Here is a 12,832-nt window from a genome sequence, read left to right as displayed (position 1 = left end):
GAGCCTTGCTGCCTGAGCGCATTCGCCACCGGATCACCCCGCCCGGTTGAAAGTCGGAAACTGTTCGAGGCAGGTCTCCTGGCTCGCGCTGTGCCGGCACGCCTGCCGGCTGCATCGACGCCTTCCCGCCCGGGGCAGTGGCACGGCCGATGCCGTTCAACGCTTACAGTTGCGGGGGCAGCCACGGCTTGAACCGTATTCCCGTCTTAGCTGCAGCCAGGGCCGCAGAACCTCGAAGCGGCTAGGCTACGCAGTGGTCCGGGGCAGGTCAACCGCTGTATTGACGGATGCCGGCGCGCATGATTTGCTAGCCGCATTCGTTCGGGTGCCTTTTTACAAGGTGAAACGGGAAACCGGTGCGTCAGCCGCTTCTGCAAAGAAGCAGCGACAAATCCGGTGCTGCCCCCGCAACGGTAAGCGAGGAAAGCGTCTTTACCACTGTGCCAGCTGTGCGGCATGGGAAGGTGACGCCCTCAGGCTGAGCATGCTGCCAGCCCTCGCAAGCCCGGAGACCGGCCCGATACAGTCATGACAAACCCGCGGTGGGCGGGCGCTGTTGAACCCCTGGGCGAGCCTCGCGCAGGGGTTGGCCGCGCTTGCCTGTTGCCGATAGCCCCGACGACACGACAACAGCAAAAAGGAACGCGCCATGCCCATCAGTACCGCCAGCCAGCCCCTCGTCACCCCCACTACCCTCAGCCAGCGCCTGGCCGTCGCCATCGGTGCATCGCTGCTGGGCCTTTGCCTGGTCTACTTCGCCGGCTTCTCGCACATCGAGGCGGTGCACAACGCTGCCCACGATACCCGCCACAGCGCCGCGTTCCCTTGCCACTGAGACCTGCCCCGATGATCAAGCGCATTGCCCGCACCGCAGGCTTTACCGGCCTGCTCGCCGCCCTGCTGCTGACCCTGCTGCAAAGCTTCTGGGTCGCACCGCTGATTCTGCAGGCCGAAACCTACGAGAACCCGGCACCGGCCGCCCAAACCCATGAGCATGCCGACGCCGCGGGTGAAGGCCACCACCACGATGCCGAGGCCTGGTCGCCTGAAGACGGCTGGCAGCGCGTGCTGTCGACCACCGGTGGCAACCTGGTGGTGGCGGTCGGCTTTGCCCTGATCCTGGCTGCGCTGTACACCCTGCGTGCGCCGGGCCGTACCGCCACCGGCGCAGCCTGGGGGCTTGCCGGGTTCGCGGTATTCTGCCTGGCGCCCACCCTCGGGCTGCCGCCAGAGCTGCCGGGCACTGCCGCCGCCGACCTGGCGCAGCGTCAACTGTGGTGGGTGGGCGCCGCGGCTGCCACCGCTGCCGGCCTGGCCCTGATCGTGTTTGCGCACAACTGGCTGCTCAAGGCGCTGGGTGTGGCATTGCTGGTTGTTCCGCACGTGATCGGTGCGCCGCAGCCGGAGGTGCACGAGAGCCTGGCGCCGCAAGCACTGGAGGCGCAGTTCAAGGTGGCGTCGCTGTTGACCAATGCCGCGTTCTGGCTGGCCCTGGGCCTGCTCAGTGCCTGGCTGTACCGTCGCCAGCCAGCCTGATGCAGTTGTATGCCGGGCTGGGCTGTCGTCGCGGCTGCCCGGCCCGCGAACTGGCCGCCCTGCTCCAGCAGACCCTGTTCGCCCATCACCTGCCCGCCTCTGCCCTCGCCGGGCTGGCCAGCATCGACCTCAAGGCCGACGAACCCGGCCTGCATGAACTGGCCAGGCAACTGGGGTTGCCGCTGGTGTTCTTTTCGGCCGCGCAACTGGCCCCCTTCGAAAGCCGCCTGAGCCACCGTTCGCCCACGGCGTTCGCCCTCAGCGGCTGCCATGGGGTGGCCGAAAGCGCCGCGCTGGCCCTGGCCGAGCAACGCGGCGGCGCCAATGCCGCACTGCGCCTGCCACGCACCGTGCAAGGCGCCGCCACCCTGGCATTGGCCTGGGCCCCGCCGTTTGACGGATAATGCCGCGCAATCTTTCCAAGGATTCATCATGACCGTCTATTTCATCGGTGCCGGCCCGGGCGACCCCGAGCTGATCACCGTCAAGGGCCAGCGCCTGATCCACAGCTGCCCGGTGATCATCTATGCCGGCTCGCTGGTGCCCGCCGCCGTGCTAGAAGGCCACCGCGCCGAAACCGTGATCAACAGCGCCGAACTGCACCTGGGGCAGATCATCGAGCTGATGCGCACGGCCCACGCCAACGGCCAGGATGTGGCCCGCGTACACAGCGGCGACCCGGGGCTGTACGGTGCGATCGGCGAACAGATCCGCCACCTGCGTGAACTGGGTATCCCGTTCCAGATCATCCCCGGCGTGACCGCCGTGGCTGCCAGTGCCGCCCTGCTCGAATGCGAGCTGACCCTGCCGGACATCGCCCAGAGCGTGATCCTGACGCGCTACGGCGATACCTCGCCGATGCCGCCGGGCGAATCGCTGGGGAGCCTGGCCAGCCACCAGGCAACACTGGCCATTCACCTGGGGGTCAAGCACCTGGCCAGAATCGTCGAGGAACTGCGCCCGCATTACGGCAGCGACTGCCCGATCGCCGTGGTGCACCGCGCCACCTGGCCAGATCAGGACTGGGTGCTGGGCAGCCTGGACGACATCGTGCAACGGGTGCAGGCCAAGGGCTTTCGACGCACCGCACTGATCCTGGTGGGCCGGGTGTTGGGCAGCGATACCTTCAGCGAGTCGGCGCTCTACCGCGCCGGGCATGCGCACCTGTACCGACCTTGACGGCCATTGACGGCGGCCCTCCCGGCCCGATGCCCGGCGCGTTCCCATGGGCGCGCCTGCCAATTCAACAGCCTCTGCAGGCGACAACCGGCCCAGACGATAGGAAATCGGCTACAGAACTTTCGAGCGCCTTGTAAGAAAAATCCTCTAATCGAACTGATTTCTTCCTCACTTCTATACTGGACGTACTCCTGCTGAGCGTTTCCACGTATCTTGGCCGCCTTGCCAGAGCCTGGGCAGGCGTCGCCCCGAACGGTTCGGGGCCTGGATCACCTCTCTGACAAGGAGTTGCGCGATGCCCAAAGTCTTGATCGTTGATGACCACACCACCATCCTCTTCGCCATCCGCACCCTGCTGGAGCGCGATGGCTACAACATCGTCGGTGAAGCCCGAGACGGCGCCAGTGCCGTCGAACTGGCGCGCAAGCTGCAGCCTGACGTGGTGATCCTCGATCTGGGGCTGCCACGCCTGGATGGCCTGAGCGTGCTGGAGCGGCTCAGCCAGTTGACCAACCCGCCACGTATCCTGGTACTGACCGGCCGCCCACCCCGGCTGTTCGCCCGCCGTTGCATCGAGTCCGGTGCTTCGGCATTCGTGCGCAAGGACGAAGACCTCGATATCCTGAGCGCCGCCCTCAAGGCCGTGCTCAACGGTTACTCCTACCTGCCCGATGCGTCACGCTTCAATGACCGGTCAAGCTCGGAACTCCAGCGCCTGGACAAGCTGTCCAACCGTGAGTTCGAGGTGCTGCGCCAGTTGGCCAAGGGCGCCAGCAACGGCGAAATCGCTACGGCGATGATCCTCAGCGCCAAGACCATCAGCACCTACAAGACCCGCATCATGGAAAAGCTCGGGGTGGTATCGCTGGTTGAGTTGATCGATGTGGCCAACCGCAACGCACTGACCTGAGCCGCCCATGACCAAGCGTTGCCTGCCTGCCCTGCTGCTCGCCTGCCTGGTGCAGTGGCTGGCGATAAGCGCCATGGCACAGGAGCCGGGGGTTGCCCGCCAACTGCTCGGGCGCTCGGTCAGCAGCAGTGCGCCACCCCCGCTGACCCTCGCCGAACGTCGGTGGCTCAAGCACAAGCAGGTGCTGCGCCTGGGCACCTCGGCGCCGGACTACCCGCCCTTCGACATCAATGTGAGCCAGCACGACTATGAAGGGGTCAGCGCCGACTTCGCCGGCCTGATCGGCGAGCAGTTGAAGATCCCGGTGCAGGTGCTGCAGTTCCCGAACCGTATCCAGGCCATCGCCGCCCTGCACAGTGGCCAGATCGACCTGCTGGGCAGCGCCAACGGCTACGAAGCCGCCGACAGCGCACTGGTGATGAGCCAGCCCTACGCCGACGACCAGCCGATCATCGCGACCCCCGTCGGCGTGACCCATGACCCAGACGACCCGCTCGACGGGCTGACGCTGTCGATGGTCGAACACTACCTGCCACCGTCGCTGGTACGCCAGCTCTACCCCCGGGCGAACCTGCAACTGTACGCCTCGACCATGTCGGCCCTGTCGGCGGTGGCCCTGGGCCAGGCCGATGCATTCATCGGCGACGCGATCAGTTCCGACTACCTGATCGGCAAGAACTACCGCGAAAGCCTGCAGATCTCCCACTACGTCAAACCCCAGCGCTCTTCCTTCGGCTTTGCCCTGGTGCGCGAGAACACCGCGTTGCTGGACCTGGTGAACAAGGCATTGGGCAGCATCACCGACAGCGACCGGTTGAACGTGATGCGCCGCTGGACCAGCGGCGTGAGCAGTATCCTGCTCAACCGGGCGGACATCGCGCTGACCGACGAAGAGCGACACTGGATCGCGCAGCATCCCAGCGTGCGCGTGGTCATCAACAAGTACTTCGCGCCCCTGAGCTTCTTCGACGAAAACCAGCACTTTCGCGGCATCACCGCCGACGTGCTGGCGCAGATCAGCCTGCGCAGCGGCCTGAAGTTCCAGATCATCGAGACCGACTCGGTGCCCACCATGATCAGCATGGTCGAACAGGGCGAAGCCGAGGTCGTCGGCGCGCTCAACTATGGTGAGCAGCGCGCCAGAACCCTGGCCTTCACCCGGCCCTACCTGGCCAACCCGCGGGTGCTGGTGACCAGCGTGCGCGATACATCGATCCGCCACCCCGACCAGCTCGACGGCAAGCGCCTGGCGATCATTCGCGGTACACCGGTAAGCGCCGAACTGCGCCAGCGCTATCCCGCCATCAGCCTGATCGAAGTCGACGACCCGCTGGCACTGATGGAGTACGTGGCCCAGGGCCGCGCGGACGCGGCGCTCAGTTCGCAGATCAACGCCGCCTACTTCATCAGCCGCATGTTCAAGGACCGCCTGCGCATCGCCACCCTGCTGGACGACACCCCGGCCCTCGCGGCCTTCGCCACCGAACGTTCTTCGCCACTGCATGCGATATTGGAAAAATCCCTGCTCAGCATCCCGCCCGAGCAGATGACCCAGCTGGTCAATCGCTGGCGCATCAACGCCCTGATAAGCGACACGCCCTGGCGCAACTACCGCTCGCTGGTGCTGCAGATTCTGGGCATCGCGGTGGCGCTGGTGCTTGCCATAGCGTTGTGGAACCGTTACCTGCGCAAGCTGATGCAGCAACGCGCCGAGGCCGAGCAGGCCCTGCAACTGCAGCTGCGCATCAGCGAACACCTGCTCGAAGAGCTGCATGTGGCCAAGGAACAGGCCGACAGCGCCAACCACGCCAACCACGCCAAGAGCACCTTCCTGACCACCATGAGCCACGAGATCCGCACCCCCATGAACGCGGTGATCGGCCTGCTCGAGCTTGCCCTGAAGGATGCCGCACAGGGCCGCACCGACGAGCACTCCCTGCAGGTGGCATTCGATTCGGCCAGCAGCCTGCTGGAGCTGATCGGCGACGTGCTGGACATCGCCCGCATCGAATCCGGACACATGAGCCTGGCGCCACAACCCACCGACCTGGGTGCGCTGGTACGCAGCACCGTGCAGGTGTTCGAAAGCAGCGCCCGTCTCAAGGACATCAGCCTGACCCAGGACCTGCAGCCCCCCGCCGCCCTGGTGGAGATCGACCCGCTGCGTTTTCGCCAGATCCTGTCCAACCTGCTGGGCAATGCCATCAAGTTCACCGAGCGCGGCGGCGTCAGCGTGCGCCTGCAGTGCCAGCCCACACCGTGCGGCAAGCAGGTGCACATGCACCTGGCCGTCGAGGACAGCGGCATCGGCATCAGCCAGCCGGACCAGCAGCGCCTGTTCCACCCCTTCATCCAGGCCGGCAGCCAGCCGGCTCGCCAGGGCACCGGCCTGGGCCTGGTGATCAGCCGGACCCTGTGCGAACTGATGCAGGGCAGCCTGGAGCTGCACAGCACCCCGGGCCATGGCACCCAGGTCACGGTCAGCCTGCCGCTGATGCTGGCCAGCACCGCCAGTCAACCCGAGGAACCGGCCCAGGAGCCAACGGCCCAGGCCAGCCAGCGGCTGAACATCCTGGTGGTCGACGACTACCCCGCCAACCTCATGCTGCTGGAAAAGCAGCTGAGCGTGCTGGGCCATCGGGTGACCCAGGCCAGCGACGGCGCGGGCGGCCTGCAGGCCTGGCAGGCCGGGCGCTTCGACGCCGTGATCACCGACTGCAACATGCCCGGCATGGACGGCCACCAGCTGGCGCGCGAGATTCGCGCCCAGGAAGCCCAGGCGAATCGCCCGCCCTGCCTGATCCTGGGCCTGACCGCCAACGCCCAGGCCGACGAACGCGAGCGCTGCCTGGCGTCGGGCATGGATGACTGCCTGTTCAAGCCGATCGGCCTGGGCGCCTTGAGCCGTCACCTGTCGGGGGTGGATACCCCCGAGCCGCAGACGCCACCCGAGCCCCGCGCCGAGGACAACAGTGGTTTCAACATCGACAACCTCAAGCACCTGACCCTGGGTGACCCACGGCTGATCAAGCGTCTGCTGACGGAGCTGGAGCGCAGCAGCGCCGAAGACCTCGAGGCGTTGCGTGCCCTGGGCTCAGGCGCGAGTCGACAGCAACTGCGCAGCCTGTCGCACCGCATCAAGGGCGGCGCCAAGATGCTCAAGGCCCATGGCCTGGTGGGGCACTGCGATGCGCTGGAGCAGGCCTGTACCGGCAAGGCCCCGGACAAGGCCATCGAGGCGTTGCTGGCGGCGCTGGAACAGAGCCTGAAGGATCTGCATGAACACCTGCAGCGATCCATCGCCGCCGGCTGAGATGAGGCTCAGTGCAGCTGCAGGGTCGAGTTGATCTGGCTGATGGCGTCCACCACGTGCTGCGAACCCTGCTGGATTTCCAGGATCACTTCCCCCGCCTCATTGGCCAGTTCCACCCCCAGCCCGGTGCGGCTGAGGCTCGACTGCATGCTGGCCACCGCATTGAGTGAAAGGTCGTGGTTCTGGCGCACCACATCGACGATCTCCAGGGTCGCCTTGCTGGTGCGTGCCGCCAGGCTGCGCACCTCGTCGGCCACCACGGCAAAGCCGCGGCCGTGCTCACCTGCCCGCGCCGCCTCGATGGCGGCATTCAGGGCCAGCAGGTTGGTCTGGTCGGCAATGCTGCGGATGGTCTGCACGATCTGCCCGATCAGTTCCGACTGCTTGCTCACCGCATCGATGCTGCGGGCTGCGGCATTGAGCTCGCGGGAGATCTCCTCGATCACCTGCACCGTATGCTGCACCACCTCCGAGCCCTTGCGCGCGCAGGCATCGTTCTGCACCGAGGTGGCGTGGGCCGCTTCGGCCGCCGTCTGCTGGGTACACACCTGGTGGGTGATGTCGCTGGCGAACTTGACCACCTTGTACAGGCGGCCACGGGTATCGAAGATCGGGTTGTAGGAAGCTTCCAGGTACACCATCTGCCCGAGTTTGTTCTTGCGCTCGAAACGATGGGAATGGTACTCGCCGCGATTGAGCGAGGCCCAGAATGCCTTGTAGGCGCTCGACTCGCTTTCGCTGCGGTGGCAGAACAGGCTGTGGTGCTGGCCAATGACCTCCTCGGCCCGGTAATGCATGGTCTTGAGGAAGTTCTCGTTGGCACGGATCACATTGCCTTCGGGGGTGAACTCGACCATCGCCATGGAACGGCTGATGGCATTGATCAGGCTGTCGCTCTCATGCTCCTCGACCACCCGCCGGGTGATGTCGGAGGCGACCTTGATCACGCTGGTGACCTGCTGGTTGACGCCGAACACCGGCATGTAGCTGGCCTCCAGCCACACATCGTGCCCGGCCTTGTCGCGCCGCAGAAAGGTACCGCTGTGGGCCTCGCCCCGCGCCAGGTCGCGCCACAGGGTGCGGTACTCATCGCTCTTGACGTAGTCGGGCTCGCAGAAAATGCGGTGGTGCTTGCCGATGATCTCCTCGGCGGCATAGCCCAGGGTGGAGCAGAAACGCTCGTTGGCTTCGAGAATCACCCCGTCGGGGCTGAACTCGATCATGGCCATCGAGCGGCCTATGGCCGCAAGCTTGGCATTGGAGTGGTGTAACGCTTGGGTGCAACGCTCGATTTCAGCCAGGTCAGACTTGCGATGGGCGTTAAACATTGGTTACCACTCCATTGGCGGTTTTTGCTCAGCATAGATGCACTTCTGTACCCTGCAAGCCAACTGCCATCACCGTTTATCACCCCACGTCAACTGCTTTCGCGCACCATCAATTCGAAGCCCAGGTCCTGGGTGCGCGGCTGCCCGCCCTTGCCGTCGAGCAACGCCAGCAGCGCCTGCGCAGCTTGCCGCCCCACGGCAGCGCGCGGGGTGCGAATGGAGGTCAGGCGCGGTACCAGGTGAGCCGATGCCGGCAGGTCGTTGAAGCCCACCATCGCCACCTGCCCCGGCACCTCGATGCCCTGGCGCAAGGCCTGCAGAATCGCGCCCTGGGCCAGGTCGTCGTTGCAGAAGAACAGCCCGTCCACCTCCGGGTGACGCTCGAGCAACTGGCTGAACAGCTCGCCGCCCAGGCCGATGGATGACGGCTGCGGTGCGAGCATTTCCAGTGCCGGGTCATACAGCCCTGCATCGTCCAGCGCCTGGCGGAACCCGTCGGCGCGTTGCATCACCCGCGGATCGAGCTGCGCGGCAATGAAGCCCAGGCGCCGCCGTCCGCGTTCGATCAGGTGTCGGGCGGCCGCGCGCCCGGCCTGCTGCTGGGAAAACCCGACCGAAGTGGCCGTGTCCGGCCCACCCAGCTCCATCATGTGCACGCAGGGCACACCACTGGCGGCCAGCATCTGCTGCGACGCCTCGGTGCGGTCGAAGCCGGTGAGCAGCATGCCGCACGGCTGGTAGGCCAGGTAGTTGCGAATCAGGTTCTCCTCTTCGGCCACGTCGTAGTGGAAGTTGCCGATCAGCACTTCAAGACCGCGCGGGCGCATCACGTCGTGGATGGCTTCGAGGGTTTCGATGAACAGCTGGTTGGACAGCGACGGAATCAGCACCACCACCGACTGGCTCTGTGCCGACGCCAACGCGCGGGCTGCCGGGTTGGCGACATAGCCCAGCGCTGCGGCAGCATCCTTGACCTTCTGCACCAGTTCCGGGGCAACCGTGCTGATGCCGCGCAGGGCGCGCGAGGCGGTGATCGGGGAAACCCCGGAAAGCCTGGCCACTTCAGCCAGGGTGGGACGACCGGTAGTACGGGAGCCAATGCGGGTCATGGGGGCTTTTATTTTTCGGCTTGCAAAGAGAAGGGAACGGGCACTAAGGTAGCGCTGTCTCAGACGTCAGGCAATGCATAACTGCAGGTGCACGGCGATGAGCGCCCAGACTGCTTTTACAAAACCAATAACAACCGGGTGGGAAGCCGCCGAGGCGTTGTCAGCCTCGGCCAAAGATAGCGCTATCTCGCCCCGCAGGAGGTACCGATGAACTCTCCCCTGTCCGCTATTGTGGTGATGGGCGTGGCTGGCTGCGGCAAGAGCTGCGTCGGTTCTGCCATCGCCGATTGCAGCGGCGGCCGCCTGATCGAAGGCGATGCCTTTCACCCTGCCGCCAACATCCAGAAGATGAGCGCCGGCATTCCCCTTGACGATGACGACCGCGCTGGCTGGCTGATCCGCCTGGGCGAAGAGCTGCAGGCCACCCTCAAGGCCGGCGAACGGCCGATCCTCACCTGCTCGGCGCTGAAAAAGCGCTACCGCGACGCCCTGCGCCACGCCGTACCCGACCTGGGCTTCGTGTTCCTCGAACTGACGCCCCAGGAAGCCGAACGCCGCGTGCTGGCACGCCCCGGCCACTTCATGCCGGCAAGCCTGATCGACAGCCAGTTCGCCGCCCTGGAGTCACCGCGCGGCGAAACCCTGACCCTGACCCTGGACGCCACCCAACCCATCGCCCAGCTGGCCCGTCAGGTAGACACCTGGCTAAAGCCCTGCGGTGAGTCGGCACTGGCGCGAACTGCCTGATTTTCCGGCAGTTTTCCGGCTCACCAAAGATAGCGCTGTCTCGACTGCTGCACGCTGTAAAAGTTCCGCCCACAACAATGACAATACGAGGCACTGAACCATGTTCGGTCTGGCAACTGATACCTACCTCTTGCTTGATGCACTGGTGACCATCATCGGCCTGGTGCTGCTGATCACCCACTTCAAGGTGCACCCTTTCGTGGCGCTGACCCTGGCCGCGGGCTTTCTGGGCCTGACCTCCGGCATGCCGGTAGCCAAAGTGATGAAGTCGTTCCAGGACGGTTTCGGGGGCGTACTCGGCTTTGTCGGGATCGTGCTGGCACTGGGCACCATGCTCGGCAAGCTGATGGCCGATTCCGGCGGCGCCGACCAGATCGCGCAAACCCTGATTCGCGCCTTCGGCAAGCAGAAGGTGCACTGGGCCATGATGTTCGCCGCCTTCCTGGTGGGCATCCCGCTGTTCTTCGAAATCGGCTTCGTGCTGCTGATACCCCTGGTGTTCATCGTGGCCCGGCGCACCGGGGTATCGCTGATCAAGATCGGCATTCCGCTGCTGGCCGGGCTGTCGGTGGTGCACGGGCTGGTGCCGCCGCACCCGGGCCCGCTGCTGGCCATCGGCGTGTTCGGCGCCGACATCGGCAAGACCATCTTCTACGGGCTGATCGTGGCGCTGCCCACGGCGATCATCGCCGGGCCGCTGTACGGCACGTTCATTTCGCGGTACATCCCCGGCTCGCCGTCCCAGGAGCTGATGGACCAGATCGCCCGCGAAGCCGAGCGCACGCAACTGCCCAGCTTCGCCATCACGCTGGTAACCATCCTGCTGCCGGTGTTCCTGATGCTGCTCAAGACCTTCGCCGACGTGGTACTGCCGGCCGAGCACATCTTTCGCCAGTGGATGGACCTGATCGGGCACCCGATCACGGCGCTGCTGGCAGCCCTGCTGCTGGCCTTCTACACCTTCGGCTCGGCCCAGGGCTTCAGTCGCCAGCAGATCATGAAGATGCTCGACCAGAGCCTGGCGCCTACGGCGGCAATCGTGCTGATCGTGGGGGCTGGGGGCGGCTTCAAGCAGATGCTGGTGGATACCGGTGTGGGCAACGTGATCGGTCAGATGGCGGTGCAGGCGCAGATCTCGCCGATCATGCTGGCCTGGCTGGTGGCGGCGGTGATTCGCATCGCCACGGGATCGGCGACGGTGGCGACCATTACCGGTGCGGGTATCGTGGCCCCGGTGATCGGCATGATACCGGGCGTGAACCGCGAGCTGTTGGTGCTGGCCACGGGGGCCGGCTCGCTGATCCTGTCGCATGTCAACGATGCGGGTTTCTGGCTGGTCAAGCAGTACTTCAACATGACCGTGGCCGAAACCTTCAAGACCTGGAGCATGATGGAAACCATCCTGTCGGTGGTGGGCATCATCTTCATCATGCTGTTGTCGCTGGTGGTTTGACGGCATCGCCGCAAAGCCAGCCCACAGGTTCTGGCTGTACCGCAGAACCCTGTGGAAGCTGGCTTGCCAGCGAAGATGCGCTAGAAGGCTGCCTTGAAGATCGCCTCGATCTCGGCCTGGCTGGCCCGCCGCGGGTTGGTCAGGCCGCAGGCATCCTTGAGCGCGTTGGCCGCCAGGGTCGGCACATCCGCCACCCGCGCACCCAGCACCTCCAGCCCCGGCGGGATCTCGATATCGTCGCTCAGTTGCACGATGGCCTGGATCGCCGCATCGGCACCCTGCGCCGCGTTCAGCCCCTCCACCGCCACGCCCATCGCCTGTGCCACATCACGCAGGCGCGCCGCGCTCACCGCCGCATTGAACCGCTGCACATGGGGCAGCAGCACCGCGTTGCACACCCCGTGCGGCAGGTCGTAGAAGCCACCGAGCTGATGCGCCATCGCATGCACGAACCCCAGCGAAGCATTGTTGAACGCCATGCCGGCGAGGAACTGCGCATAGGCCATGTTCTCCCGCGCGGTCAGGTCCTGCCCGTCGATCACCGCCTGGCGCAGGTTGCGGCTGATCAGCTCGATGGCCTTGAGTGCGCAGGCGTCGGTGATCGGCGTGGCCGCCGTGGATACATAGGCCTCGATGGCGTGGGTCAGTGCATCCATACCGGTGGCCGCCGTCAGCGACCTGGGCATGCCGACCATCAGCGCCGGGTCGTTCACCGACAGCAACGGGGTGACGTTGCGGTCGACGATGGCCATTTTCACGTGGCGTGCCTCGTCGGTGATGATGCAGAAGCGCGTCATCTCGCTGGCCGTACCGGCCGTGGTATTGATCGCGATCAGCGGCAATTGCGGCTTGGCGGAGCGGTCGACCCCTTCGTAGTCGCCGATGTGCCCGCCATTGGTGGCACACAGGGCAATGCCCTTGGCGCAGTCGTGGGGTGAACCGCCGCCCAGCGAAATCACGCAGTCGCAGTGCTCGCGCTTGAGCATCGCCAGGCCCTGCTCCACGTTGGCGATGCTCGGGTTGGGCTTGGCGCCGTCGAACACCACCGAGTCGATGTCACGCATCGCCAGCTGCTCGGCGATTCGCTGTGCCACGCCGGCCTTGGCCAGCCCGGTATCGGTGACGATCAACGCCTTGGCAAAGCCATAGCCGACAATGGCGGTCATGGCTTCGTCCAGGCAGTCGATGCCCATGATGTTGACGGCTGGGATGAAAAACGTGCTGCTCATGGCGGTATTCCTCAGGCTTTATATCTCT

General features: G+C 65.4%; 11 protein-coding genes and 2 riboswitches. Of the genes, 8 read left to right on the top strand and 3 right to left on the bottom strand.

Going from position 1 to position 12,832, the window contains the following annotated elements; translation table 11 throughout:
- Nucleotides 1-50: 50 nt before the first annotated feature.
- Nucleotides 51-250: riboswitch (cobalamin riboswitch) on the bottom strand.
- 56 nt (nt 251-306) lie between these two features.
- A riboswitch (cobalamin riboswitch) is annotated at nt 307-536 on the top strand.
- Nucleotides 537-649: 113 nt separating this feature from the next.
- The 6 genes from DN387_RS04560 (at nt 650) to DN387_RS04535 (ending at nt 6,938) form a co-directional block, all read left to right on the top strand.
- Entirely contained in the window at nt 650-835 is a 186-nt protein-coding gene (locus tag DN387_RS04560) for a CbtB domain-containing protein (protein ID WP_043861453.1), read from the top strand.
- 11 nt (nt 836-846) lie between these two features.
- Nucleotides 847-1,536: a CbtA family protein gene (locus DN387_RS04555; RefSeq protein WP_054914568.1), complete on the top strand. Its 690-nt coding sequence runs from the start codon at nt 847-849 to the stop codon at nt 1,534-1,536.
- On the top strand, nt 1,536-1,940 hold the full coding sequence (locus DN387_RS04550; RefSeq protein WP_054914569.1) for a cobalamin biosynthesis protein: 405 nt from the start codon (nt 1,536-1,538) through the stop codon (nt 1,938-1,940). The genes DN387_RS04555 and DN387_RS04550 overlap by 1 nt, the downstream gene beginning before the upstream one ends.
- A 28-nt stretch (nt 1,941-1,968) precedes the next feature.
- A complete protein-coding gene (cobM, locus tag DN387_RS04545; protein ID WP_043861450.1) occupies nt 1,969-2,715 on the top strand; it encodes a precorrin-4 C(11)-methyltransferase in 747 nt (248 codons plus the stop codon).
- A gap of 295 nt (nt 2,716-3,010) precedes the next feature.
- Nucleotides 3,011-3,625 carry a response regulator transcription factor gene (locus tag DN387_RS04540; protein WP_043861449.1) on the top strand — a complete coding sequence of 205 codons (615 nt, stop codon included), beginning with the start codon at nt 3,011-3,013 and terminating at the stop codon, nt 3,623-3,625.
- Nucleotides 3,626-3,632: 7 nt separating this feature from the next.
- The gene (locus DN387_RS04535) at nt 3,633-6,938 is read left to right on the top strand and encodes a transporter substrate-binding domain-containing protein (RefSeq protein ID WP_254506010.1); all 3,306 of its coding nucleotides are present in this window, start codon (nt 3,633-3,635) and stop codon (nt 6,936-6,938) included.
- An 8-nt stretch (nt 6,939-6,946) separates the two neighbouring features.
- Here the strand turns inward: DN387_RS04535 and DN387_RS04530 are convergent, their stop codons facing one another.
- Nucleotides 6,947-8,266 (bottom strand): PAS domain-containing methyl-accepting chemotaxis protein, encoded by a 1,320-nt coding sequence (locus DN387_RS04530; RefSeq protein ID WP_054914572.1) that lies wholly within the window; start codon nt 8,264-8,266, stop codon nt 6,947-6,949.
- 89 nt (nt 8,267-8,355) lie between these two features.
- Nucleotides 8,356-9,375, bottom strand: coding sequence for a LacI family DNA-binding transcriptional regulator (locus DN387_RS04525; RefSeq protein WP_054914573.1), 1,020 nt, complete (start codon nt 9,373-9,375; stop codon nt 8,356-8,358).
- 207 nt (nt 9,376-9,582) lie between these two features.
- On the opposite strand from DN387_RS04525, the gene DN387_RS04520 reads away from it, so the two are divergent.
- A complete protein-coding gene (locus DN387_RS04520) occupies nt 9,583-10,122 on the top strand; it encodes a gluconokinase (protein ID WP_043861445.1) in 540 nt (179 codons plus the stop codon).
- Nucleotides 10,123-10,222: 100 nt separating this feature from the next.
- On the top strand, nt 10,223-11,575 hold the full coding sequence (locus DN387_RS04515; RefSeq protein WP_043861444.1) for a GntP family permease: 1,353 nt from the start codon (nt 10,223-10,225) through the stop codon (nt 11,573-11,575).
- An 80-nt stretch (nt 11,576-11,655) separates the two neighbouring features.
- Here DN387_RS04515 and yiaY read toward each other — a convergent pair whose 3' ends face one another.
- Entirely contained in the window at nt 11,656-12,804 is a 1,149-nt protein-coding gene (yiaY, locus tag DN387_RS04510) for an L-threonine dehydrogenase (RefSeq protein WP_054914574.1), read from the bottom strand.
- Between the last annotated feature and the right edge of the window lie 28 nt (nt 12,805-12,832).

The sequence above is a fragment of the Pseudomonas sp. FBF18 genome (assembly GCF_024261405.1).
GTDB lineage: Bacteria > Pseudomonadota > Gammaproteobacteria > Pseudomonadales > Pseudomonadaceae > Aquipseudomonas > Aquipseudomonas palmensis.
Note: the sequence above shows the minus strand (reverse complement) of the source record. Positions and strands in the feature narration are given on the sequence as shown.